The sequence below is a fragment of the Dermacoccus sp. PE3 genome (assembly GCF_001021715.1).
GTDB lineage: Bacteria > Actinomycetota > Actinomycetes > Actinomycetales > Dermatophilaceae > Dermacoccus > Dermacoccus abyssi.
On record NZ_LDCM01000004.1, the window covers coordinates 430,747 to 453,824 of the forward strand.

A 23,078-nucleotide genomic window follows, 5' to 3' on the forward strand; every position below is an offset into this window, starting at 1 on the left:
CTCAGGCCGGACGGCTCAGTTCGAGGGCCTCGTACTCGGAGGGGGCAATGAGAACCGGGCCGATGGTTCGCCAGAAGTACTCCACTTCCTCGTGCAGGCCCTGCTCGTGCCCGGTGGCCTGCCACGTGAGGTGCAACCCGAGCAGGGCCCCGGTGAGCATCCGCGCCATGCGTTCGGCGTCGATCCTTTTGGCAAAAGCGCCGTCGCAGTCCAGGCTCTCGATCATGTGGCGCGCCATCGACTCCCACATGTGGAAGGACGCCGGGCGTCCCTCGCTGTAGGTTTCACGCTCGACGGCGAGCCGGGCCGTGGCCTGAAAGGACATCCGTGGCCAGGGCGTCGCACACGACATAACCGAGATTGATCAGCTTCTGCGCGCCGCGTCCGGGCACCGACTCGGCGGCCTTCACCATCCAATCTCCGTGGGCCGCAAGTACCGCGTCGGCGACTTCTTCCTTCGTCTCGAAGTGGATTATTAGGCCGAAGGCCGAATCACCCCGCCGCCGCTTGCCCGGCCGCGCGCCCGGAAAACAGGCAGCCGCCGAGGAACGTCCCCTCGAGTGCGTTGTATCCGTGCACGCCTCCACCTCCGAACCCAGCGGCTTCACCGGACGCGAAGAGACCCGGGACGGCGTTCCCGTCGGCGTCCAACACGCGAGACTGCAGGTCGGTCTGGATGCCGCCGAGGCTCTTGCGGGTCAGGACGTGCAGCTTGATACCGACAAGTGGGCCGGCCTTCGGGTCGAGAACCCGGTGCGGCGAACTCACCCGGGCGAGCTTGTCCCCGAGATAGTTGCGGGCGTTGTGGATCGTCATGACCTGAACGTCCTTGGAGTACGGGTTGCCCATTTGCCGGTCCCGCTCCTCGATCTGCGTGCGCACAGCGTCGGCGTCGAGCAGCGGTTCGTCCGTGAGTGTGTTCATCTTCGCCACGAGTTCGTCGATCGTGTCGGCGACGACGAAATCGGCGCCGTGTTCGACGAAGTCGGCCACGGCCTTCGGCGCGCCGGAGGCCAGGCGGGCCTTGACGACTTCCTTGCGACTGCCCGAGGTGAGGTCGAGATTCTGCTCCGAACCCGAGAGCGCGAATTCCTTCTCCAGCATCTTGCTCGTCACGATGAACCAGGAGTGGTCGTACGCGCTGATCGCAGGGTCGGTACGCAGGTGGCGCAGCGTGCCGAGCGTGTCGAAACCGGGCAGGCAGGGCTGCGGCATGCGCCGGCCGATCGCGTCGAACCACAACGGCGACGGGCCGGGCAGGATACGGATGGCGTGCTGCGGCCACACGGGGTTCCAGTTGCGGATGCCCTCGGTGTAGTGCCACATGCGGTCACGGTTGACGAGGCGCGCGCCGGCACTCTCGGCCACGTCGAGCATGCGTCCGTCCACGTATTCCGGCACGCCGGTGATCATCGACGACGGCGGGGTGCCGAGGCTCTCGGGCCACCAGCGACGCACGAGGTCGTGATTGCCACCGATTCCGCCGCTCGCCACGATCACAGAGGGTGCTTCGAGCTCGAAGTCACCTTCGGCATCGCGGTTCGAGGCGACGCCACGCTCGGCTTCGTCCGGCGCGAGCACCGTGCCGCGCACACCGGTGAGGGCGCCGCTCGTCGTCACGAGCTCGTCGACGCGGTGGCGGTGGAAGAAGGTGAGCAGCCCGCGCTTCTCGGCGTCGAGCGCCTTCTCGACGAAGGGCCCGCTGACGCCCGTGCCCGTCCCCCAGGCGATGTGGAAGCGCGGCACCGAGTTGCCGTGGCCGTCGGCACGCCCGTCACCGCGCTCGGCCCAGCCGACCATCGGCGTGAGGTTGATGCCGTTCTCGCGCAGCCACTCGCGCTTGCCGCCGGCCGCCCACTCGACGTAGGCACGAGCCCAGGCGCGCCCCCACGTGTCCTCGGCGTTCTCGCCGTCGAGGCGGTCCCACTGAGCACTGTTGCACCAGTCGGCCCACGCCAGCTCGAGGCTGTCGCGCACACGCAGGCGACGCTGCTCAGGAGAGTCGACGAGGAAGAGACCGCCGAAGGACCAGTGAGCCTGCCCACCGAGGTTCGCCCGGTTCTCCTGCTCGACGACGGCGACGCGGCGCCCTCGCGCCGTCAGCTCCGCGGCCGCCACGAGACCGGCGAGCCCTGCTCCCACGACGATCGTGTCGAACGTTCGTTCAGTCATGCCCCATCACTCCCTCTGCATCGTTGCCGTCACGATAATTGAGGCCTCCTGTCACCCGGGCCGTTTACCGTCGAGCCGAGGGGGCGCCGCTAGACTCGGGCACCATGACGACCCAGGACACCGCGGCTTCGAAACCCGAAGCGGAACAGGAGCCCTCGTCGTCCACCTTGTCGACGTTCTGGCGCGAGGTAAGCACGTTCGGTTTCGTCGGCGCCTTCGCCGCCGTCATCGACCTCGGCCTGTTCAACGTCCTCATCCACGGTGCGCTGAGCGACAAGTACACGACGGCGAAGATCCTCTCGGGTGCCGTCGCCACCGTCTTCGCCTGGCTCGGCAACCGGTACTGGACGTTCCGCGAACGCGAGGGGCGCCCGGTCCATCACGAGGTGGCCCTGTTCTTCGGCGTCAACGGCGTCGCGCTCGCGGTCACCTCGGCGTGGGTCGCGTTCGCCCACTACGTCCTCGACGTGACGAAGCCGTTCTGGGTCAACGTGCACGTGGTTCTGGGCATCGGCCTGGGCACGCTCATGCGGTTCGTGCTCTACCGCACGGTCGTCTTCGGCAAGGCCGCCGAACAGGGTGCACCGCCCACGCACCGCGACGCACACGAGAAGTAGCCGCGACGCAGCCGCTACCTGCACCCGGCGACCGCGATCAGCGTCCCGGCAGGAGCGCCTTCATCTGACGGGCTCGATGCTGCAGACCGCTCGTCGTCACGAGCGTGAAGGCCTCGGCGATGATGTCGCGCGACATCTTCGAGACGCCGAACTCTCGCTCCGCGAAGCGGATCGGGTGCTCGACGACGACGCCGCCGGCCTCAAGGACACGCAGGGTGAGGTCGACCTGGAAGCCGTATCCGCTCGTCGTGATCCCGTCGAGGTCGATGGCCCGCAACATCGGGGCGCGGTACACGCGGTACCCGGCCGTGGCGTCGTGGACGTGCGTACCGAGCAACGCGCGCACGTAGAGGTTGGCTCCTCGGCTGAGGACCTCGCGCTGCTTGGGCCAGTTGACCACCGACCCGCCCTTGATCCAGCGCGAGCCGATGACGAGGTCGGCTTGGCGAGCCAGCTCGAGCATCGCCGGTAGTTCCTCTGCGGGGTGCGAGCCGTCGGCATCGATCTCGACAAGAGCGTCGTAACCGCGTTCGAGACCCCAGGCGAATCCTGCGAGGTACGCCTTCCCGAGCCCCTCCTTGCCCCGACGGTGCAGCACGTGGATGTGCCCGCTCGAGGCGGCGAAATCGTCGGCCATCTCACCGGTGCCGTCGGGCGAGTTGTCATCGATGACGAGGATGTCCGCATGCGGAACAGCGGCATGGACGCGCTCGAGGATCCGGGGAAGGTTCTCGCGCTCGTCGTAAGTCGGCAGGAGCACGAGCACGCGATCGATCGCGGGGCGCTCCTGCGCCGAGGGCAACGCGGGCATGGGTAACTTTCGTCAGGCGACGGGGACGAGACAGCAAACGTAACTCATGGGCCGCACAATGGTGAGCATGCCCGCGCCGATCAGCCTCGATGACGCCGTCCGTCGCCTCTACGACGGACCGGCAGCCGATTTCGTGAGGGTCCGCAAGGAACTCGCGGCTCGGGCGAAGAGTGAGGGCGCCGCCGATGTCGCCCGCGCGATCACGGCGCTGCGCAAACCCACGGTGGCCGCGGAGACCGTCAATCACCTTGAGGATCAGCCGCTCGGTGAACTCCTCGCCGTCGGCACCGCCCTACGGGCTGCTCAGACGCGCCTCGACACCGACGAGATGAAACGCCTCACGTCCGAACGTCACCGCCTGCTCGACGCCGTCCTCGCAACCGTCTCCGTCTCACCGGCGGTGCGCGACGAGGTTCGCTGCACGCTGCTCGCCGCGACAGCCGACCCCAGCGCCGAGGCCGCCGTCGCGAGCCGCACCCTGGTGCGGGGCCTGCGCTATTCGGGGTGGGGTGAGGTTGACCTGTCGGACGCGCTCGCACATCGGGACGCAGCCGCGCGCGGCCGTGCCGCTCTTCGCATCGTGGACACCGACTCAGCCGACCGGGAGGCCGAGCGAGAGGCTGCCGCGCGGGACGCCGAACGTCGCACGGCGATGCAGGAGGTCGAGCGGGCCCGCCGCCGGTTGAGCGCTGCGGTAGACGCTTATGACGCCGCGAAGGCGGCCCGTGACAGCGCACAGGCCGCCCTCGCGGCGGCGGAGACTCGCGTCAGAGCCCTCGACGAGAGGTGAGGAGCCCGGGAATCGGGCAGCTCGACCCTGCCCGATGAAGTGCGTCAGGCCGACTTCTTCGTCGCCGACGGGAACATCTGGCCGCAGTAGGACGTGAGGTCGTCTACCGCGTCGTTGTAGGTGTTCGTGTCGACGGTCTTCGAGGGCGCCTTGGCCTTCGTCAGCGTGCCGACCTTCTTGGCGACGGCGTCCGCCTTCTGCTTGAAGCTGGCGTTACCGGACTTCTTGCCCTGCTCGCGCAGTTCGTCCGCGAGCTTGCCCATCGAGGTCGACGCCTTGCTGAGGTCGGCCGCCTTGCGCGAGTCGACAGCCTTGTTCCAGGTGGAGTTGGCCGAGACGACCTTCTTGTTCGTGTCGATGCAGGCTGCGCGCAGGGCCGGCGTCGCGCCGGGCTTGCCCGCGTTCGTCGTCGCGCTGGAGGTCGTGACAGTGGGGCTGGCGTCGTCGCTGTTCGCACTGCCGCAGGCGGCCATCGTCACCGCGAGCCCGAGGCTCGCCGCGGTTGCCGGCAGGATGCGGCGAGTTCGGGTGAAAGCGTGGTGGTGCACGGTTTTCCTCTCGTCGGGCCCGTGGTTCTGGCCTCTCGGTCGGTCATGGGTTCATCGCCCACGAGTCACCTACCGTTACATATTCGTGATGTTTCCGCGAATCCGGCCCGCAATGACGGCAGCCGTCCAGGTCGCAGCCTCGAACATCGGCACGTGACCGACGCCCTCGGCCTCGACGTAGTTCCACTCCGGAACCCTCGCGAGCGCCGCGCGCACGCCGCGGGCAGGCACGAGCGCGTCCGCGTCTCCCTGGAGGAACGTGACGGGCACCGTCACCTCGGCCAGCGCGCGGCGGTAGCTTCGCGATGCTCCTGCGATGACGATCGACTGCGCAGCACGCACAAGGGAGGGCACCGCGCTCTGGATCTCGGTGAGTGCCCGCGCCTCCTCGACGGCCCGGCGCCACACCCAGCGCGGCACGCGACGACGGTCGGCCACCACAACAAGTACGCCGTCGAGGCCCATCTGGTCGGTGCCGCGACGCTGGACGTAGCGCGGCACGACGAAGCGCGCGAGGGGCGGGCACATGTAGAGCGCGAAGGTGAGACCGACCCGGGGGTTCGGACGCACCTTGGGGCCGAACGGCACGACCGCGTCGACGAGCACGAGCCGCTCGAGCTGCGGGTGGCCCTTCGCGGCGAGCAGCAGCGAGATCATCCCGCCCATCGAGTTGCCGACGAGTACGACGTTTCGCGCGTCCACGACGTCGAGGTAGGCGCTCAACAGGTCGACGTTGTCGCCGACCGCGGAACGGCCGGCGTCGGCCTCGGTGCGCCCGAAGCCGGCGAGGTCGGGTGTCAGTACCCGCCCGAGGCGCGCGAGGTAGGGCCAGACGGGCTCCCAGTTCGCGAGGCTCCCGCCGAGACCGTGGACGAGGACGTAGGTGGGCCCCGAGACGTTGTGGCCGCTGTCGCGGTGATGCACCGTGACGCCGTCGACCTCGACGGTCGTGATGGGCGGCAGGTCGGGTTCGGGTTCGTCGACGTTCGTGGCGAGAGACTCGGCGAGCAGCGCCTCGGCCGCGGCAGCGTCGAGAACGTCGGCGTCGGCGGCCAGGGCTGCGCTCGAGTTGCCCGGTTCGTTTTCTGAGGCGGGACTCACGAGCTCTCTCCGATCTGCTCTCGCAGCGCCTGCGCGAGCACCTGAGCGTGGTTGTCACCGGTCGGGTCACCGGCGATGAGGAGGAGGACGCGCCCGTCGGCGCCGCAAACAGTCTCGGCGAGCTTCTCCAGCCCGTCGGCACCGTCACCGTCGGCCAGCTCGGCTCGGTAGCGGTCGGCGAACTGCTCGAAGCTCAGATCTCCTCCGTGGAACTCCTTGCGCAGGTCCGTGCTCGGGGAGGCGTCCTTCGCCCACTCGTCGAGGTCTGCTCGTTCCTTCGAGACTCCGCGGGGCCACAACCGGTCGACGAGCACGCGCATCGCCTCACCGTCACGCGCGGTGTGGACCTTGCCCACCTCGATGTCGGGGGTGGCCATCAGCGGTGGGCGGCGACGGCGTCCGCGAGGCTGCCGAGCACCGGGTCGTAGGAGCGGACGACGCGTTCGACGATGACCCCTTCACGGCGGAACGGGTCGCCGTCGAGACGCTGCTCGACCTGCTCGGCGCTGTCGGCTGCGACGAGCAGCAGCGCGCCGGCCGGGTCGGTGAGCGGCCCGGAGAGCAGGAGGCCCTCGCACTGCGCGAGGAACTCGCGATGCTCGGGGCGGTGGGTGTCGCGCGCGGCGACGTCGTCGCTGTAGCGGTAGGAGACCGCGAAAATCGCCATGCCTTCGAGCCTACTCGCCAACAGTGACACCGGGCAGACCATAAGATCGAGGCGACCGGGCAGGGAGGGAAACCACGTGTCGGAGAGTTGGCAGCTGGGCAGCCGGTACGTGCTCGAACGTCGAATCGGCGCGGGCGCGATGGGTCAGGTGTGGGCCGGTCGCGATGTCGACGGCCGCCCCCTCGCGTTCAAGCTGTTGCGCCCCGAGATGGCTGACGACCCCACCGTCGTCGCGCGTTTCCTCCAGGAACGCAACCTGCTCGTCAATCTGCGCAGCCCTCACGTCATCCGCGTGCACGACCTCGTCGTCGAGGGCCCGCGCCTCGCCATCGTCATGGATTACATCGGCGGGCCGTCGTTGCGCGGCCTGCTCCAGCAGCGCGGCAATCTTCCGCCTGCGGAGGTGGCGTCCCTCGGTTCGCGGATCGCGGCCGGCCTCGCAGCGGTGCACGGTGCGGGCGTCCTGCACCGCGACCTCAAGCCCGAGAACGTGCTTCTCGACGAAACCCCGAACGGCCTCGAGCCGAAGTTGGCGGACTTCGGCATCGCCTCGCTCGCCGTGACGGCGACGGGGCACGTCGGCACGGCGAACGTCATCGGCACCCCGCAGTACCTCGCGCCCGAGCTCGGCGACGGGTTGCCGAGCGGACGTGCCAGCGACCTCTACGCCCTCGGCATCACGCTGTACGAAATGGCGTGCGGCATCGTGCCGTTCAGCTCCGATTCGCCGGTCGCGCTCCTGCGGATGCACGCCGACCACGCGCCCGGACGCCCGGACGGCATGCCGGACGAGCTGTGGCACCTCGTCGCGGCGCTCATGGCGAAGAACCCGGGAGACAGGCCCGACGACGCCTCCGCCGTCGCGGCGCAGCTGGCCGACATGGTGCCGCGCTTCGCCGGGATGCCGGCCCCCGCTCCCCTGCACGCCTCTCCCCCCACGCGACTCATCGGTTCGGCACTGCCGACCTCCGGAAGCTCTCCCGAGACCGTCTCCGACGATGACGACGAGAGCACGTCGCACCGTCGCAGCATCGCGCTCGGCGTCGGGCTCGTCGTCGGGCTGTGCCTCGTCGCGCTCGTCGCGTGGCTGTTGTTGCGCGACACCGGCTCGGAGCAGACGAAGTCGAAACCATCGGCCACCACCTCCTCGTCGACGACACGGGCGCAACCGACGGTGGTTCCACTGTCCAGTCGTCTCGCCGGCTCGGAGGCGGAGAAGAACAGCGCCACGATCGACGGGCGTGACTTCGACGACGCCGTCGTCGCCCGCGATCTCACGCCCCCCACCTGCACCCGTCCGGTGCGTTTCACCCTCGACGGTGAGTTCACGCAGATGGAGTTGCTCGCCGGCTTCAACGCGCGCCCCAACCCCTCGGGGGACACCGGCACCGTCGTCGTGCGCATGGACGGCGACACGAAACAGACCGTGAACTTCTCGAGCGAAAAGGCGAAAGCACTCTCGCTCGACGTCACGGGGGTGCGCAGCCTCGTGCTCGAGCTGAGAGCGCAGCGCTGCTCGCCGCAGGATCATCAGAGCATTGCACTCGCCGAGGGCAAGCTTCGCCGCCAGTAGGCGCAACTCGGCGGTCAGCAGGCCACTGCCGCCGCTGCCGTCGAGCGGGCGCTGCTGCGGGCGTCGGCGAACAGGAGCACTCCGAGGCCCGCGAACGCGAAGCCTGCGCCGACCCAGAGCGGCGAACCGAAGCCGTGGCCGGCCGCGATGGCGAGGCCGCCGATCCACACGCCGAGGAAGTTGCCGACGTTGAACGCGGCGATGTTCGCGCTGCTCGCGATCGTCGGCGCTTCGTCGGCGTAGCGCATGACACGCATCTGCAGGCCGGGCACCGTGCCGAACCCGAAGAAGCCCATGGCGAGCAGGAGTGCTGCCGCCGCCACCTTGTTGCCCGGCACGAGCGCAAAGACCACGAGAACGATGCCGAGCGCGAGCGTCCACGTCGTCAGGGTGCGGCGCAGGGCTGCGTCGGCGAGGCGCCCACCGAGGACATTGCCGCCGAAGAGGACGAGGAGCCACGGCACTGCGCCGTCGTCGAAACCGGTGACGCGAGTCAGCAGCGGCTCGATGTACATGAACGCACCGAACATGCCGCCGAAGACGAGCACTGTCATGCCGAGGGAGTACCAGACCTGGGCCCGGGAGAAGACGGCCAGTTCGGCCCGGAGGCTACGTTCGGACGACTCGGCGCGGGCGTCCGGAACGAGCGCTGCGATGCCGGCGAAGGAGACGACTCCGACGACGGCAATGGTGGCGAACGTCGCCCGCCAGCCCCACTGTTGACCGACGAAGGTGCCCATCGGCACGCCGAGGACGTTGGCAAGCGTCAGCCCACCGAACATGATGCTGATGGCGCCGGCCTGCTTCTCCTTGGCCACGAGGGCCGAGGCGAGCACGGACCCGATGCCGAAGAAGGCGCCGTGCGCGAGGGCCGCGACGACACGTCCGGCGAGGAGCGCGGCGTAGCCGGGGCCAGTGCCGAGATCGCGTTGCCCACAACGAACAGCACCATGAGGAGCAGCAGCGCACGCTTCGGCGCCCACTTCGCGAGGAGCGGCGGCAGCGCCAGCGCACCGAAGACGACCGCGAGGGCGTAACCGCTCACGAGGTAGCCGGCCGTGGGCACGGAGACCCCGAGGTCGTTCGCGACCGGGGTGAGCAGGCCGGCGATGACGAATTCGGTGAGCCCGATGCCGAAGCCACCGAGGGCCAGGGCGAGCAGTCCGACAGGCATGAGTGCAACCTTTCGAGGTTCATTCCATGCGGCAAGATACCGCGCGTGCAACTAACTTGCGTGACGTTAGTTGCACACGCGCTCTATTGCAAGCGGCGTACACTGAATTCATGGGTATCGCTGACACCGCCGTCGAGGTCCGCGCCTCGGGCTGGCGCACGCTCGCCGCACTCCACGGACACATCGAGACCTGTCTCGAGAAGGAGCTCGTCGCGGGCCACGGCCTGACCGTCGTGGAGTACACGGTGCTCGACGCCCTGTCGCGCCAGGACGGCACGTTCCACCTCCGCATGGCGCAGGTGGCGCGCGCAGCAGCCCTCTCCCCCTCCGCGACGACGAGGCTCGTCAACCGACTCGAAGACCGCGGTTACCTCACGCGCATCATCTGCGCGGACGACCGGCGCGGCATCTACACGGAGCTGACGCCGGAAGGTCGCGCCGCCTACGAGAAGGCCCGCCCCACGCACGACCGTGTCCTCGCCGCCTCGCTCGAATCAGCCCGGGAAAAGCCAGAACTCGCCGACCTCGTCGCCTTCGTCGAGAAGCACTGACTTCTGACGTGGACGATCTGTCGGTGATGCCGGGGCCTGGCGCCCCGCGTGGCCTGCGCGTCCCCGCTGCCGAGCTGCAGGAGCAGTTCTCCCACGCCTCCGGCCCGGGCGGTCAGGGCGTCAACACCACCGACTCGCGCGTGCAGCTCAGCCTCGACCTCACGACGACGAGCGCGCTCGACGACACCCAGCGCGCCCGCGTGCTCGCAGCCCTCGACGCGCGGCTCGCGGCCGGGGTGCTCACGGTGACCGCAGCCGAGCACCGCTCGCAACGCCGCAACCGCACAGCCGCCCGCGAGCGCCTGGCTGCCCTCCTGCGTGAGGCGCTCGCCCCACCGGTGCCTCGCCGGCCGACGAAGCCGACGCGCGGTTCGAAGCGGCGGCGCCTCGAGGCGAAGAAGCAGCGCAGCGTGACGAAGCAGCAGCGTCGCAAGCCCGGCCTCGACTGAGACGCCTGACCCGGCGCCCGGGGGACGCTCACCCGGTTCAGCCGAGGAGAAGCCGGATTAACCCTGTTGGCCCTTGGCTCGGATGAGGTCTAGCGCGACGACCGCGCCCAGTGTCGCGGCGCGAGTCGGGCCGGGAATCCCCGGCGTGAACCCGAGGACGTAACGCTCCTTGCCGAGGAACGCCGCGCCGATGCCCGGCCACCGGCGCGACACGCGAGCCACCGGTCCACCGGGGCCGACCACCTCGAACTCGCGCTCGAAGAAGCTGCCCGACAACTGCAGCGTCGCGTCCGGGAGGTTCACGGTGAGCCGCTTGGAGAACAACGTGAACTCCTTGACCACCTCGCCGAACTGCTGACCGCTTGGGTCTAAGAGCACGTAGCGGTCGCGCTCGAAGTTCATCACGTCGTCGATGCGCATGAACAGGGAGCCGTCGGTGTCCAGAATGGTGAGTTCGCGGTTGCCGAGGGCGAAGCGCTTCAGCGCACCACCGTCGGTGCGGATGCGCCCGATCGGCTGCCCACCGGCGTCCATGATGGCGAAGTCGTTACCCATGAAGCTCTTGACCTGGTCGATGACGAGAACGTCCGACTGAAGAAGTGCCACGGATTCATGGTGCCCGATTCCCGACACGAGATGGTGGCCGCGCGGCTGCCACCGTCACTCCCCGACGCCGCGACACCGGGGCGATGACACGAGAACGCGCCCCACAGCGTCGGCTGCGAGGCGCGTCCTCTCGTGGCGTCGATCAGCGCACGAGCTCCGGCGGCACGTGACCGAAGCGGTGCAGGGTGCGGCTGATCGCCTGCTCGCGCAGGAACGTCAGCAGCTCACGACGGCCGGTCGAGAGCACCTCGCCGAACAGCGGCGTGATGCTGGCGCCCTGGTCGGCAGCAGGTGCCTCGGCGAGCGCCGCAGCGGTCTCACCGTCGGCGTTCGCGCCGACCATGCGGATACGCAGCGACTCGCCGTCGAGCGCCTGCGCGCGAGCCCACGACACGAACTGCGCGGAGCTCTCCACCTCGCCGACGCGGTCGAGCCACGCGAGCGCCTGGCGGCCCTCACCCGTCTCCTCGAGTCGCTTGAGCGCCGGCTGCAGGGCGATGTCCCACGACAGGCGAACCGACGAACCGACGAGGTGCGCGGCCAGCACGAGACGCGCCACCTCGACGAGGGTGCGGTCGGCTGCCCGGTCATCGGCGTCGAGACCCTCGCTGAGTTCCGCGCGCACGACGACGCGCGGCTGCGGGCGGTAACGGAAGATGTTGCTCTCCGCGCGCAGCGACGACGGGTCGGACTCGATACCGAGTTCCTCACGCCACGCGTAGGCGTCCGAACGAAGCGACGCGAGCAGCCACGCCGCGTCGTCCTCGGTACGCGCGAGGGGCGCGAGGATCTCCTGCAGGTCCCGCACGCGCGGCATGACCGGCGCACCCTGACGAGCAACGCCGTCCGCCACCCACGTACCGAACTGTGCGACGTAGTTGGGGCCACCGGCCTTGGCGCCCGGGCCCATGACCGATTCCTTCCAGCCACCGAAGCTCTGGCGCTGCACGATGGCGCCGGTGATGTGGCGGTTGACGTAGCCGTTGCCGGCCTCGACGTGCTCGCGCCAGTACTCGATCTCGTCCTCGTCGAGGCTGTGAATGCCTGCCGTGAGGCCGAACTGCGTCGCGTTCTGCAGTTCGAGCGCCTCCTCGAGGGAGTCGGCGTGCATGAGGCCGAGCACGGGCCCGAAGACCTCGGTCATGTGGAAGAAGGAGCCGGGCTTCACGCCGTCCTTGAGGCCGGGCGACCACAGGCGACCCGTCTCGTCGAGCTGCTTCGGCTCGACGAGCCACGTCTCGCCCTCCTCGAGGGTCGTGAGCGCCTTGAGCAACTTGCCCGACGGCGGCTCGATGACCGGGCCCATCGTCGTGCCGAGGTCGCTCGGCCAGCCGACGCGCAGCGACTCCACGGCGTCGATGAGCTGCTCACGGAAACGGCGCGAGGAGCCGACCGAGCCGACGAGGATGCCGAGCGAGGCCGCCGAACACTTCTGACCGGCGTGGCCGAACGCCGACTTCATGAGGTCGGCGGCCGCAAGGTCGAGGTCCGCCGCAGGCGTGACGACGAGGGCGTTCTTACCGCTCGTCTCGCCGAACACGCGCGGGCCACCGGCGTGACGCGAACGCCAGCCGGCGAACAGGCGCCCCGTCTCGATCGAGCCGGTGAGGATGACGGTGTCGACGTCCTCGTGGGACACGAGCGCCTTGCCGTTCTCGTTCTCCTCGACGCGCACGACCTGGGCCACCTCGCGCGGGATGCCGGCGGCCCACAGGGCCTCCATCGCGACCTCGACGCAGCCGACCGTCTGCGGCGCCGGCTTGATGATGACGGCCGATCCGCTCGCGAGCGCCGCGAGCACGGAACCGATAGGAATGGCGACGGGGAAGTTCCACGGCGGCGTGACCAGCGTCAGCTTGTGAGGCTCGAATCGCGCTCCGTCCGAGGCCATTCCGCTGACGAGGTCTTCGCACCTGTCGGCGTAGTAGCGCGCGAAGTCGATGGCTTCGGAGACCTCGGGGTCGACCTGATCGATCGTCTTGCCACCCTCGGCGGCCGCGACGGTGATGAGGTCACCACGACGCTTCTCGAGTTCGCGTGCGGCCTCGCGCAGCAGCGCGGCACGCTCCGCGTTGGGGCGAGCGGACCAGGCCTCGTGCGCGCCGACGCCACGGCTCACGACCTCGTCGACGGCCTCGAGCGACGTGAGTTCGGGCGAGGTCAACGGCGCAGGTTCACGCGTCACTGCCGCGAGCGCCCACTCACGCACGGCCGGCAGCGCCGGGTCGGAGTCGGCGGTGTTCTCGAAGTAGTCACCGATCGGCTTGCGCTCGGCGCTGCGGCGCGGCCCGACGGGCGTCGAGGCCAGAGCGTCCACGGACTCGCGGAAACGACGCTCCTGATCCTCCATGGGCGTGAGGCGACCGGTGCCGGTGAGGCCGTTGCGCACGTACTTGTACTTGTCGTCGGCCTCGTCGTCGTGGCTGAACATGGCGTGCAGGAAGTTCTGCTCGGCCGCGTTCTCCTCGAGACGGCGGATGAGGTAGGAGACTGCGACGTCGAAGTCCTCCGACTTCACGACCGGCGTGTAGAGCAGCACCGTGCCCACGTCGGCCTTGACGGCGCGCGCCTGCGAGGGCGCCATGCCCTGCAGCATCTCGACGTCGAGGTGGTCGCTCACGCCACGCTTCTCCGACAGCAAGTGCGCGACGGCGACGTCGAAGAGGTTGTGCGAGGCGACACCGAGTCGGCAGACCTCCATCGCGTCGGGGCGCGTGGCGCGCTCGATGAACGCGAGGTAGTTGGCGTCCACGTCCTCCTTGGAGGTGTACGGTGCCTGCTCCCAGTCGTGCACCTCGGCCTCGACGCGCTCCATCGCGAGGTTGGCCCCCTTGACGAGACGCACCTTGATGCCGGCGCCACCGGCCGCCTTGCGCTTCTTCGCGAAGTCGATGAGTCGCTCGAGCGCGGGCACGGCGTCGGGCAGGTAGGCCTGCAGCACGATGCCGGCCTCGAGGTCATGGAACTCGGGCTCGGAAAGGAGTCGCGTGAACAGCTCGATCGTCAGGTCGAGGTCGCGGTATTCCTCCATGTCGAGGTTGACGAACTTCTTGGGCGAGGCCTCGTTCGCCACCCGGTAGATCGGGCGCAGGCGCTCGAGGGCGCGCTCGACCGTTCCCTCCGTGTCCCAGGTCGAGATCTGCGAGACGAGGCAGCTGATCTTGATCGAGACGTAGTCGACGTCGTCGCGCGCGAGCAGCTTGCGGGTCGACTCGGTGCGACGAGCGGCCTCGGCCTCACCGAGCACGGCTTCGCCGAGCAGGTTGATGTTGAGGCGGAACCCGTCCGCCTGCGCCTTGGCGAGGTGCTTGCCCAGCGTCGGGTCACTGGCGTCGACGACGAGGTGACCGACGAGCTGACGCAGGCGCTTGCGCGCGGCGGGCACGACGACGGGCGGCGCGAGGGTGGCGACGCGCGAACCGATGCCCATGAGCGCGGCGTCGATGCGCCCCATGAACCCGGTGGCCTCGTTGGACGACAGGCGCGCGAGTTCGCGCGCGGCCGCCGTGTTGTCCTCGGGACGGGCGACGCGGTCGACGAACTTCACCGCGAGGTCGAGGCCCTTCTCGTCACGCAGCAGCGCGCCGAGCTGATCGCTCGTGCGCTTCTCGGCCTTCGTCTGGCCGGCTTCGGTGGCGTCGCCCCACTTCTTGGCGAGGGCGACGGCTTCGTCCGCGAGGTCGCGCAAGACGGCGGTGGGGTCGATGTCGGGCGCCGCGGGGGTGTGCGGCGCGTCAGTGATCTGGCTCATACCGTCAGTGTTCGCCCTACCGGTCCGTATGTCTTGCCCAAATGCCGCAGCGTGGCCGCGGATTGCGCGCAATGACGGGGCAGAAGCGAATGTTCCGGTCACGTCCAGGGCGGGCGGGCGCCGGCCATCCACGCGTGGCGCACGAGGAGGAACCCGATGATGGCGAGCGCCCAGGCGAGGTTCTCGTGGCTCGTGCGTTCGATCCAGGCCCCGAAGCGCTGGAGCGGTCGCTCGATGCGCTCGTGCAGGATGAGCCTCGCCGCCAGGCACAGGAGGGCGGGCACCACCATGACGAGGCAGTACGCGACGAGCGCGAGGCCCCGCTCCGGCGTCGACATCGGTGCCGCCGAGAGCAGACCGATCGCCGCGAGATAGGGCACCATCGACGCCGCTTCGACGAGGACGGCCACCACGGCGAGGGCCACGACGGCCTTGACGCCGGCGTCGCCGTCGGCGCCCATCGCCCGGTCGCGCCAGGTGGTGATCCTGCGCATGAGGCGTCCTGGTTCGGCGTCCTTCTTCGTCGGCATGCACACGCCGACGAGAAACATGGCGGCTCCGACGGCGAGCAGAACGTGGGCTCCGCTCGACCCTGCGAACCAGGCCGAGATCCGTTCGAGGAAGACGAGGGCACCGGCGAGCAACGCGAAACCGAGCACGACGTACGAGCCGACGACGGCCGCAAGGTAGGTGAGCATCCGACCCACGCGTGGCCGTCCGGGCATGAGGAGAAACCACACCGGGATGACGAGGGTACCGAGACTCGTCGCGTCGACGAGCGCGAGCACCACGAGGGTGAGAGCGAGTTCGAGGTCCATGCGCTCAGCGTGCTCGCGCGCGCCGTACTCGCGCGTCGGCAGGAAGTGCCGTTCACGCACACCGGCGTCATCCTTTCGACGGACGCATGAGGGCCGGTGGCGTGCTGCAATGACTGACGTGGCACCGCCGAACCTGCATCCGCTCCCGTGACGAGCCGTGACCTGCGCGGCGCATTCGGCATGTTCGCGCTGGGTGTCGCCCTCGTGCCGATTGGTCTTGTCGAGACGTGGACGGACACGCCGTGGACACTCGAACGGTGGTGGCATCTCGCACCCCTCGCGGTGCTCTGTGCGCTCATGGCCGTTCGGCGTGGGCGCCCGCTCACCGCGCTCGGCGTCGGCGTTCTCGTCTTCGTCGCCGAGGGGTTCTTCGGCGGGAGCCTCGCGTCGTTGCTCGTGTTCATCGAACTCGTCCACGCGGCCGGGCGTTACGGACGAGGCCGGATCGCCGACCGCCTCGCCCACGTCATCGTCGCCGTCATCGCAGCCGTCGGTGTGCTGACGCTCGTGGCGACCCGCGACCTACGCGTCGCAATCATGGCGGCGCTCACTGTCTTCGCGGTCCTCGGCACGTCGTACTGGTGGGGCGAGTCGGCGAAGCAGCAGGCCGACCTCGTCGAGGCCGAACGAGCTCGCGCCGAGGATCTGGCGCGCATGGCGGCGCTTCGCGAGGAGCAGGCCCGTCGAGGCGAGCGCGAGGCGATGGCCGGCGAGATTCACGACGCACTGTCGGGCAACCTCGCGGCCATCACGATCCACGCCGAGGCGGGCCTCGCGAATCCGGAGGTCGCACCGCAGGCTCTGCAGGTGGTCCGGACGACGTCGAAGCAGGCCATGGGCGAACTGCGCTCGATGCTCGCCGTTCTGCGGCCTGACGGCGGCCCGGCGATGCCACCGTCGAACCTCGAGGATGCGGTGGACGCAGCCCGCGGTCGCGGCCTCGAGATCGATGCCCGGTACGAGCCGGCACTTCTCGGCGATCTGCCACCCCAGGTCGCGCACGCGGCCTACCGGGTCGTCCAGGAGTCGCTGACCAACGTCGAGCGTCACTGCCCCGGAGGGCAAACCGAGCTCGTCGTGACGCGTGACGGCGACCTCACCATCACCGTCGACTCGCCGTGTGGAGTCGGTCCGAGGAGCGACGGCGGGTACGGCCTCACGTCGATGTCGGAGCGTGTCACCTCGCTCGGCGGCGTTTTCGAGGCCGGTCCGCACGACGGAGGGTGGCGCGTTCACGCCGTCATTCCGCTCGACTCTGGTGAGGTGGTGGCATGACCGACATTCGCGTCCTGCTCGCCGACGACCACACGGCGATCCGCTCCGGGCTGCGCCTCATCCTCGACGGGTGCGACGGCATCGAGGTCGTCGGCGAGGCGCGCGACGGCGCCGTCGCCATCGCGCAGGCGCGCAGCCTGCGCCCCGACGTCACGCTCATGGACGTGCGAATGCCGGGCACGGACGGCATCGCGGCGACCCGCGAGATCGTCGCGAACGGTTGGTCACGCGTTCTCGTGCTCACGAGTTTCGAGATCGACGAGTACGTCGTCGGAGCCCTCGGCGCCGGCGCCGACGGCTATCTCGTCAAGACGATCGACGCCGTCCCTCTCGCCGACGCGGTGCGTCGCGTCGCCGCCGGTGAAGCCGTGCTCTCGCCTGAGGTGACGCGCCGCGTCATCACGGGCTTCGTCGCGACCGAGCGCCCGCCTGCAGTTGACGAACGATCAACATTGTCAAGCGATCTCACCGACCGCGAGCGCGAGATCCTCGCAGCGCTGGGCGAGGGATTGTCGAACGCCGACATCGCGTCGTCGCTCTTCATCGCCGAGTCGACGGTGAAGACCCACGTCTCGCGCATCCTGACGAAGCTGGGGTGCACCACCCGGGTTCAGGCCGCCATTGCGGCCCGCCGCGCCGGCCTCGTCCCCTGAGCGCGTCGCGTCCGGGTGATTCTGTAGACATTCGGCGTCGTATACAGCGCGGAACGTCTACAAAATCCCGGGCTGAAGCACCCGTATTCTTGATCCATGCCCGACGGCCCCGAACTCAGCGCCCTCGCAGGCGCTTTGGGGCCCGCGGTGCTCGAACTCGTCGACCACCTTCCCGGCACGATGTTCTGCGTCAAGGGCGCCGACGGCCGTTACATCGCGGTCAACCCCACCTTCGTCAAACGCACGAACAAGCGCTCCCGCGCCGAGGTGCTCGGGCGCCGGGCCGGTGAACTGTTCGTCGCCGAACTCGCCGACCGCTACGAGGAGCAGGACGCCCGCGTCCACTCGAGCGGACGTCCCCTGTTCAACGAGTTGGAACTCATCCGCGCACCGGGCGGCCCGTTCCGCTGGCACGTCACCGCCAAGGTGCCGCTGCGTGACGAGGACGGGCGGGTGACGGGCGTCGTCAGCATGTCGCAGGACGTCGGGGAAGGTGCGGCGGACGACAGGACGATGACGTCCCTCGGTGCCGTCGTCGCGCACATCCGCGCCCATCTCGGCGAGAACGTCACGTCCCAGGATCTCGCCCGCGTGGCGGGATGCTCGGTCGACACCCTCGAACGCCGCTGCCGTCGGGTGTTCGGGCGTTCGCCCGGCCAACTCATCCTCTCGACGCGCATCGACGTGGCCCGCGGGCTGCTCACCGGCTCCGACATGCCGCTCGCCCAGATCGCCGACCTCTGCGGCTACGCCGACCAGGCGGGGTTCAGCCGTACGTTCACCCGCCTCGTCGGCATCCCGCCGGGCCGTTACCGCAAGTCCATGTGACGCCGAACGGGCGTCACGACGCCGAGTTCTCTGCCATGTTGTCCGGGTTGTCGGGGGCGCCGGGGTTGTCGTCACGGCCCGTCGCGAGATAGGCGTGACGCACCCGCAGGGCCTCCTCGACCTCCTCAAAGGCGGGGTCGACGAACGTTCGGCGGTACGTCGCATCGCTCGTGGAGACGGCGGTGAAGTTCAGCCCACTGACTGCAGCCATGATGATGCTCACCTGCACGAGACTCTGACTGACCGGCAGCACCGACCACGTGCCGGTGAAGGACACGGGCGCGGACCCCATCCAGGCCGTGGCCGTCGCGTCGGGCACCGCGAGCCACCCGATGCCGACGAAGAAGCAGAAGACGACGGCAGCGAGCAGGACGTTCTGCACGAGTGTCACGACGAAACCGAGGACGAGCACGTTGATTCGCTCGCCGGGACGCAGGCGCGGGGCGCCGGGCTCGGCTCGCGCGAAACGGTCCTGACGGTCACCGAGCACGTCGCGTGAGACGAACAGTGCGAACACCACGCCCAATCCGTTGACGACGAGCGCCAACAGCCACGTCCTGCCCATCGAGAGGTGGCGGACGACCTGCCACACCTCGGCGTTGAAGAACATGAAGAGCGTCGTGAGCGTCATCACCGGAAGGACGCGTCCGACCATCGTCCCGAGGGTGCCGAGCTCGCGCCCCACGCATCGCAGGGCCCACAGGCCGACGGCGCCGGCTCCGACGTAGGCGGCGAGCACAACAAGGATCACGAGGACGAGCCGTTCGGGGAAGGAAGCCACCCAGGCGAACACGGCGAGCCACACAGGCGAAAGCACGAGAACGCTCATGGTCACGAGGATGTCGGCCTGCGCGCTCCCCGCGACCTGCTCGACAGGCGTCGACCCGAGACCCTCCGCCACGCCCACGAGGTGTCCAAGAGCAACTACGACGACGAGCACGGTGAGCAAGGGCGCGGCGCAACGCCCGGACAGCCCCCGAAGCCGGTCCTTCGGCCGCACGAACATCGGGACGCCGGAAGCGAAGAGTTGGGCACGCAGCTGTGCGTCGGACGAGTGGGTCACGTCACCATCCTGACCGACCGCGCGCACTGCGCCCCATCACGAGCGCTCGACTTCTAGGGTGGTACCCACGTCAGGCCGCACCCACACGAGAGGCACCCATGTCCGAGACGAACGCCGGAATCACGACCGCTGACCTCTACGACGAACTCGAGGACGCCCTCGACTCGTGCTCGACGCAGTTCCGCCGCTTCGGACGCAAGGCCCGCTTCCACGGCACGATCGTCACGGTCCGCTGCTTCCGCGACAACCAGATCGTCAAGGAGACCCTCAACTCCCCCGGCGAGGGCAAGGTGCTCGTCGTCGACGGCGACGCCAACGTCGAGAGCGCCCTCATGGGCGACATGATCGCCGAGGCCGCGGTGAAGAACGGCTGGGCGGGCGTCGTCATCAACGGAGCCATCCGCGACAGCGTTGCCGTCGACGAGCTCGACCTCGGCGTCAAGGCGCTCGGCACCAACCCGCGCAAGTCGGCCAAGGCCGGCGAGGGCGAGAAGGACGTACCCGTCAGCTTCGGCGGCGCCACGTTCACCCCGGGCGATCACCTGTGGAGCGACGAGGACGGCGTCGTCGTCACCTCAGCAGAGAACGCGAAGCGCCTCTCCACCGTCGCCTGACACCGACCGGCGCGCCCTGCGACTCGACTGATCGCCCCTCGATAGGTGGCACCGGGCACGGCGCTCGCCTACCTTTGGATCATGAGTTCCACAGTCGCGTGCATCGGTTTCACCGACCCTTCGTCGTTGGCGAGCATCGTCCGTGAGAAGGGCGAGCCGGTGCACGAGCTGTCGAGCACCAACCTCTGGGTCGACTCCAGCGGCGCAACGCTGTTCCTCGACCGCAACGCGCAGTACGCGCGCCCCGGCTTCTCAACGCCTGTTCGCACGCCGTACCGCGGCATCACGCCGATGGAGAACGGGCTCGCGCAGGTCGTCTTCACCGATGTCTCGGGCTTCGAGCTCGACCCGTTCACGGTTGTGCCCAACAACCGCTACACCGTCGGCTGGGCGCCCGTCGGACGTGTGGCGCTCGTGGCCATGGGTATCGACACCGAGTTCTTCCCGACGGCCGAGGACTTCTTCGACTCGCCCCGCAGCGCACTACCCGGCTTCGAGGGCGAACCGCCCGCCGAGGTCAAGCAGTTCGGGCTCGCGTGGCCGCCCACGATGGAGATCGAGACCTTCCTCCCGAGCGACAACGCGGATGACGCGCTCGCCACGTTGAGCGGCACCGTCCAGTTCGCCGAGGTGCAGAAGAACTCCCTGACGGGCCACGAGTTCCTCGTCTCGCGCATCGCCACCGTGTGCGGTGAGGTCGACCTGTGCACCCCGCTGCCTCTCGAAGGCGCCCCGACGCCGGGGTCCGTCGTCGTGGGTCAGGTCGAACTGCTCGCGGGGTTCCCGCCGTTCGGCGTCGCAGACACCTCGAGCTACCAGGCACCCGACGAGCGAGTCGGCCCCACCTTCCGCGACGAAGAGCCCGAGATTCCCTCCGACCTGCCGCCTGCTGACGAAGACCTGCCCGAGGGCCTCGTGCTCGGCGAGGACGGCGTCGTGCGCACCGACGAGGAACACCGCGCCTGGAAGGGCGGTGACACCGAGGCGGGTTCCCGCCCGCCGGCAGGCGTCTCACGTGACACCCGCGACCCCGCCTCCCCCGAGGACGAGTTCGATGCCCGCCGTGAGGTGCCCGAATTCGAGGTCGACCCCGAGGCTCCCGAAACCGTCGAGGGTCAGAGCGCGTCGAGCGCGACGCCGCCGACCGATGCCCCTGCGGGTCCTGAGTCGGGCTTCTCGGAGAGCCACGACAGTGCAAGCGAGGGTGAAACCGACGCTTCCTCCGATGACCTGCCTCGGCCCGGTGAGACGCGGCGCGAGTGGCGAGCACGCACCGGACGCTGACCCCGGTTGTCCTCAAGGGACGAAAAGCCCAGTGCGTTTTACCCCCTCCTCGGAGGAATTTGATCCTGACGTACTGGACAATGGGTCAGTGACTCCTTCGGCTTCGCAGCAGCCTGCCCGCTTCCGGCGGGCCGCTTGGCGTGCCGCCGAGGTCTTCACCTCGCCGGTGCCGCCGCAGGAGTTCGCGCGGTTGTTCAACCCGCTCGTCTCGAGCCGCCAGCTGCGCGGCGTCGTCACGGCCGTGCGTCACGAGACGCCGAACTCCGCCACCATCGAGTTCAAGCCGGGCGGCGGCTGGGATCCGCACAAGGCCGGTCAATACGCGCGCATCGGCGTCGAGATCGACGGTGCCCGTAACTGGCGCTCCTACTCCCTCGTCACGGCCGAGGGCCACGACCCGGCCATCACCGTCACCGCGGTGGGTCGCGTGTCGACGCACCTCGTCCGCACGACGAAGCGCGGTGATGTGCTCTTCCTCGCGCCGCCGCAGGGCGACTTCCTTCTGCCCAGCGGCCCGCGTCCGCTCCTCATGCTGACGGCCGGCAGTGGCCTCACGCCCGTCATGTCGATGCTGCGCACCCTGCTGCCGAAGCGGCACGACGCGGACGTCGTCGTCGTTCACTCCTCACGCACGCCGGACGAGACGCTGTTCCTCGACGAGTTGAAGCGCATGAACGACGAGCACCACAGCCTGACGCTCGTGCACCGCTTCACCGCACACGAGGGGCGTCTCGATCTCGCGACGACGCACGAGCTCGACGAGCTGTGCCCTGACTGGCGCTCCCGCAAGACGTTTGTCTGCGGCCCGCAAGCCATGCTCGACGACGCCGAGAAGCTCTGGCACACCGAAGAGTTGCCGCACGAGCTCACGGTCGAGCGCTTCATGCCGACGCTGTTCGCCGACCCCAACGCGCGCGGCGGGCTCGTCACGTTCGAGAAGTCCGACAAGGAAGCCACTGCGGAGGGCAACACCTCCCTCCTCGAGGTCGGCGAGGACGCCGGCGTCCTGCTTCCCTCCGGGTGCCGCATGGGCATCTGCCGCACGTGCCTCACGCCGCTCGTCAGCGGCACCGTCCGTAACCTTGCTTCGGGCGAACTGTGTTCCGACGAAGGTGAACTCATCCAGACCTGCATCAGCGCAGCCGTTGGGCCTGTGCACCTCGACGCGTAAGTTCAGGAGTTGTCATGACTGCCACGACCACCGAGCCCAAGGCCGGGGCGTTCGACCGCAAAACGGGTCGCGCCGCGGCGAACCCCGAACGTCGTACCGGCGTTCTGCCCACGAGCGGCCACGTCGCCGTCCGCCCGCCGACGGCGGCGCACCTGTCCGACGAGGACGTCGAGCGCCTGGGCGCCGAACTCGACGCCATCCGTGACGAGGTTCTCGCCCAGCGCGGCGCCAAGGACGCGGCCTACATCAAGAAGATGGTCAAGATCCAGCGCGTCACAGAGCTCGCCGGCCGAGTCGCCATGATCGGTGCGCGCAGCCGCATCGCGTGGAGCGCGGGCGTCGGGCTCATCGCGCTCGGCAAGGTGCTCGACAACATGGAACTCGGGCACAACATCCTGCACGGGCAGTGGGATTGGATGCGCGACCCCGACATCCACTCCACGACGTGGGAGTGGGATTTCGTGGCGCCGGCCAAGGGCTGGCAACACACGCACAACGACCTGCACCACACGTGGACCAACGTCATCGGCAAGGACCGCGACGTGGGCTACAACATCCTGCG

24 protein-coding genes and 1 pseudogene are annotated in these 23,078 nt (G+C 69.1%); 12 read left to right on the forward strand and 13 right to left on the reverse strand.

All coding sequences use genetic code 11. From position 1 onward, the window contains the following. Position 1 precedes the first annotated feature (1 nt). Complete coding sequence (locus AA983_RS12475; RefSeq protein WP_047312543.1) at positions 2 to 325, reverse strand: hypothetical protein; 324 nt, start codon at positions 323 to 325, stop codon at positions 2 to 4. Between the two features lie 167 nt (positions 326 to 492). Then, entirely contained in the window at positions 493 to 2,172 is a 1,680-nt protein-coding gene (locus AA983_RS12480) for an FAD-binding dehydrogenase (protein WP_047312544.1), read from the reverse strand. 104 nt (positions 2,173 to 2,276) lie between these two features. Here AA983_RS12480 and AA983_RS12485 point away from each other — a divergent pair, with 104 nt between their 5' ends. After that, entirely contained in the window at positions 2,277 to 2,789 is a 513-nt protein-coding gene (locus AA983_RS12485; protein WP_052947117.1) for a GtrA family protein, read from the forward strand. Positions 2,790 to 2,826: 37 nt separating this feature from the next. Here AA983_RS12485 and AA983_RS12490 read toward each other — a convergent pair whose 3' ends face one another. Beyond that, positions 2,827 to 3,600: a polyprenol monophosphomannose synthase gene (locus tag AA983_RS12490; protein ID WP_047312545.1), complete on the reverse strand. Its 774-nt coding sequence runs from the start codon at positions 3,598 to 3,600 to the stop codon at positions 2,827 to 2,829. 67 nt (positions 3,601 to 3,667) lie between these two features. Between AA983_RS12490 and AA983_RS12495 the strand changes: the two genes are divergently transcribed. After that, complete coding sequence (locus AA983_RS12495) at positions 3,668 to 4,390, forward strand: hypothetical protein (protein WP_156170395.1); 723 nt, start codon at positions 3,668 to 3,670, stop codon at positions 4,388 to 4,390. A gap of 44 nt (positions 4,391 to 4,434) precedes the next feature. Here AA983_RS12495 and AA983_RS12500 read toward each other — a convergent pair whose 3' ends face one another. From AA983_RS12500 to AA983_RS12515, 4 genes are all read right to left on the reverse strand, one after another. Beyond that, positions 4,435 to 4,938 (reverse strand): hypothetical protein, encoded by a 504-nt coding sequence (locus tag AA983_RS12500; RefSeq protein WP_047312547.1) that lies wholly within the window; start codon positions 4,936 to 4,938, stop codon positions 4,435 to 4,437. Positions 4,939 to 5,013: 75 nt separating this feature from the next. Continuing rightward, positions 5,014 to 6,039, reverse strand: coding sequence for an alpha/beta fold hydrolase (locus AA983_RS12505; protein ID WP_052947118.1), 1,026 nt, complete (start codon positions 6,037 to 6,039; stop codon positions 5,014 to 5,016). Then, a complete protein-coding gene (locus AA983_RS12510; RefSeq protein WP_047312548.1) occupies positions 6,036 to 6,416 on the reverse strand; it encodes a DUF488 domain-containing protein in 381 nt (126 codons plus the stop codon). The genes AA983_RS12505 and AA983_RS12510 overlap by 4 nt, the downstream gene beginning before the upstream one ends. Beyond that, entirely contained in the window at positions 6,416 to 6,706 is a 291-nt protein-coding gene (locus tag AA983_RS12515; protein WP_047312549.1) for a YciI family protein, read from the reverse strand. Before AA983_RS12515 ends, AA983_RS12510 begins: the two co-directional genes overlap by 1 nt. Positions 6,707 to 6,782: 76 nt before the next feature. Between AA983_RS12515 and AA983_RS14995 the strand changes: the two genes are divergently transcribed. Next, positions 6,783 to 8,279, forward strand: coding sequence for a serine/threonine-protein kinase (locus AA983_RS14995; protein WP_052947119.1), 1,497 nt, complete (start codon positions 6,783 to 6,785; stop codon positions 8,277 to 8,279). 14 nt (positions 8,280 to 8,293) lie between these two features. On the opposite strand, the gene AA983_RS12525 is transcribed toward AA983_RS14995, so the two are convergent. Together AA983_RS12525 and AA983_RS16025 are read right to left on the reverse strand one after the other, a co-directional pair. After that, on the reverse strand, positions 8,294 to 9,262 hold the full coding sequence (locus AA983_RS12525; RefSeq protein WP_369798811.1) for an MFS transporter: 969 nt from the start codon (positions 9,260 to 9,262) through the stop codon (positions 8,294 to 8,296). Further along, positions 9,253 to 9,453 (reverse strand): annotated as a pseudogene (locus tag AA983_RS16025) (MFS transporter); the annotation flags it as partial. The gene AA983_RS12525 and the pseudogene AA983_RS16025, both read right to left, overlap by 10 nt. Before the next feature lie 110 nt (positions 9,454 to 9,563). Here AA983_RS16025 and AA983_RS12530 point away from each other — a divergent pair. Together AA983_RS12530 and arfB are read left to right on the forward strand one after the other, a co-directional pair. Continuing rightward, on the forward strand, positions 9,564 to 10,004 hold the full coding sequence (locus AA983_RS12530) for a MarR family winged helix-turn-helix transcriptional regulator (RefSeq protein ID WP_047312550.1): 441 nt from the start codon (positions 9,564 to 9,566) through the stop codon (positions 10,002 to 10,004). Positions 10,005 to 10,012: 8 nt separating this feature from the next. Further along, complete coding sequence (gene arfB / locus AA983_RS12535; protein WP_047312551.1) at positions 10,013 to 10,453, forward strand: alternative ribosome rescue aminoacyl-tRNA hydrolase ArfB; 441 nt, start codon at positions 10,013 to 10,015, stop codon at positions 10,451 to 10,453. Positions 10,454 to 10,510: 57 nt separating this feature from the next. Here the strand turns inward: arfB and AA983_RS12540 are convergent, their stop codons facing one another. The 3 genes from AA983_RS12540 to AA983_RS12550 all read right to left on the reverse strand — a co-directional run bounded on the left by AA983_RS12540 (position 10,511) and on the right by AA983_RS12550 (position 15,688). Beyond that, complete coding sequence (locus AA983_RS12540; RefSeq protein WP_052947120.1) at positions 10,511 to 11,059, reverse strand: LURP-one-related/scramblase family protein; 549 nt, start codon at positions 11,057 to 11,059, stop codon at positions 10,511 to 10,513. A gap of 142 nt (positions 11,060 to 11,201) precedes the next feature. Then, a complete protein-coding gene (locus AA983_RS12545) occupies positions 11,202 to 14,810 on the reverse strand; it encodes a proline dehydrogenase family protein (RefSeq protein WP_047312552.1) in 3,609 nt (1,202 codons plus the stop codon). A 98-nt stretch (positions 14,811 to 14,908) separates the two neighbouring features. Further along, positions 14,909 to 15,688, reverse strand: a complete 780-nt coding sequence (locus AA983_RS12550; protein ID WP_052947121.1) for a GAP family protein — start codon at positions 15,686 to 15,688, stop codon at positions 14,909 to 14,911. A gap of 87 nt (positions 15,689 to 15,775) precedes the next feature. Here AA983_RS12550 and AA983_RS12555 point away from each other — a divergent pair, with 87 nt between their 5' ends. The 3 genes from AA983_RS12555 to AA983_RS12565 all read left to right on the forward strand — a co-directional run bounded on the left by AA983_RS12555 (position 15,776) and on the right by AA983_RS12565 (position 18,384). Further along, entirely contained in the window at positions 15,776 to 16,903 is a 1,128-nt protein-coding gene (locus AA983_RS12555) for a sensor histidine kinase (RefSeq protein ID WP_052947122.1), read from the forward strand. Next, entirely contained in the window at positions 16,900 to 17,556 is a 657-nt protein-coding gene (locus AA983_RS12560; RefSeq protein ID WP_047312553.1) for a response regulator transcription factor, read from the forward strand. Before AA983_RS12555 ends, AA983_RS12560 begins: the two co-directional genes overlap by 4 nt. Before the next feature lie 96 nt (positions 17,557 to 17,652). Continuing rightward, positions 17,653 to 18,384 (forward strand): AraC family transcriptional regulator, encoded by a 732-nt coding sequence (locus AA983_RS12565; RefSeq protein WP_047312554.1) that lies wholly within the window; start codon positions 17,653 to 17,655, stop codon positions 18,382 to 18,384. Between the two features lie 13 nt (positions 18,385 to 18,397). Here the strand turns inward: AA983_RS12565 and AA983_RS15000 are convergent, their stop codons facing one another. Further along, positions 18,398 to 19,447 carry a hypothetical protein gene (locus AA983_RS15000; RefSeq protein ID WP_156170399.1) on the reverse strand — a complete coding sequence of 350 codons (1,050 nt, stop codon included), beginning with the start codon at positions 19,445 to 19,447 and terminating at the stop codon, positions 18,398 to 18,400. A 98-nt stretch (positions 19,448 to 19,545) separates the two neighbouring features. Here AA983_RS15000 and rraA point away from each other — a divergent pair, with 98 nt between their 5' ends. The 4 genes from rraA to AA983_RS12590 form a co-directional block, all read left to right on the forward strand. After that, positions 19,546 to 20,061 carry a ribonuclease E activity regulator RraA gene (gene rraA / locus AA983_RS12575; RefSeq protein WP_047312555.1) on the forward strand — a complete coding sequence of 172 codons (516 nt, stop codon included), beginning with the start codon at positions 19,546 to 19,548 and terminating at the stop codon, positions 20,059 to 20,061. 81 nt (positions 20,062 to 20,142) lie between these two features. Continuing rightward, positions 20,143 to 21,345, forward strand: a complete 1,203-nt coding sequence (locus tag AA983_RS12580) for a hypothetical protein (RefSeq protein ID WP_156170401.1) — start codon at positions 20,143 to 20,145, stop codon at positions 21,343 to 21,345. Between the two features lie 88 nt (positions 21,346 to 21,433). Next, positions 21,434 to 22,516: a ferredoxin reductase gene (locus tag AA983_RS12585; protein ID WP_047312557.1), complete on the forward strand. Its 1,083-nt coding sequence runs from the start codon at positions 21,434 to 21,436 to the stop codon at positions 22,514 to 22,516. A gap of 14 nt (positions 22,517 to 22,530) precedes the next feature. Continuing rightward, a partial coding sequence (locus AA983_RS12590; protein WP_047312558.1) for a fatty acid desaturase occupies positions 22,531 to 23,078 on the forward strand: 548 nt, incomplete at its 3' end.

Excerpts from the sequence above, each read along its gene's own strand:
- AA983_RS12480 (WP_047312544.1), bottom strand. The coding sequence starts at position 2,172 with ATGACTGAACGAACGTTCGACACGATCGTCGTGGGAGCAGGGCTCGCC.
- rraA (WP_047312555.1), top strand. The coding sequence starts at position 19,546 with ATGTCCGAGACGAACGCCGGAATCACGACCGCTGACCTCTACGACGAA.
- AA983_RS12560 (WP_047312553.1), top strand. The coding sequence starts at position 16,900 with ATGACCGACATTCGCGTCCTGCTCGCCGACGACCACACGGCGATCCGC.
- AA983_RS12545 (WP_047312552.1), bottom strand. The coding sequence starts at position 14,810 with ATGAGCCAGATCACTGACGCGCCGCACACCCCCGCGGCGCCCGACATC.
- AA983_RS12475 (WP_047312543.1), bottom strand. The coding sequence starts at position 325 with ATGTCCTTTCAGGCCACGGCCCGGCTCGCCGTCGAGCGTGAAACCTAC.
- AA983_RS12530 (WP_047312550.1), top strand. The coding sequence starts at position 9,564 with ATGGGTATCGCTGACACCGCCGTCGAGGTCCGCGCCTCGGGCTGGCGC.
- AA983_RS12510 (WP_047312548.1), bottom strand. The coding sequence starts at position 6,416 with ATGGCCACCCCCGACATCGAGGTGGGCAAGGTCCACACCGCGCGTGAC.
- AA983_RS12565 (WP_047312554.1), top strand. The coding sequence starts at position 17,653 with ATGCCCGACGGCCCCGAACTCAGCGCCCTCGCAGGCGCTTTGGGGCCC.
- AA983_RS12490 (WP_047312545.1), bottom strand. The coding sequence starts at position 3,600 with ATGCCCGCGTTGCCCTCGGCGCAGGAGCGCCCCGCGATCGATCGCGTG.
- AA983_RS12485 (WP_052947117.1), top strand. The coding sequence starts at position 2,277 with ATGACGACCCAGGACACCGCGGCTTCGAAACCCGAAGCGGAACAGGAG.
- AA983_RS12580 (WP_156170401.1), top strand. The coding sequence starts at position 20,143 with ATGAGTTCCACAGTCGCGTGCATCGGTTTCACCGACCCTTCGTCGTTG.
- AA983_RS12495 (WP_156170395.1), top strand. The coding sequence starts at position 3,668 with ATGCCCGCGCCGATCAGCCTCGATGACGCCGTCCGTCGCCTCTACGAC.
- AA983_RS12515 (WP_047312549.1), bottom strand. The coding sequence starts at position 6,706 with ATGGCGATTTTCGCGGTCTCCTACCGCTACAGCGACGACGTCGCCGCG.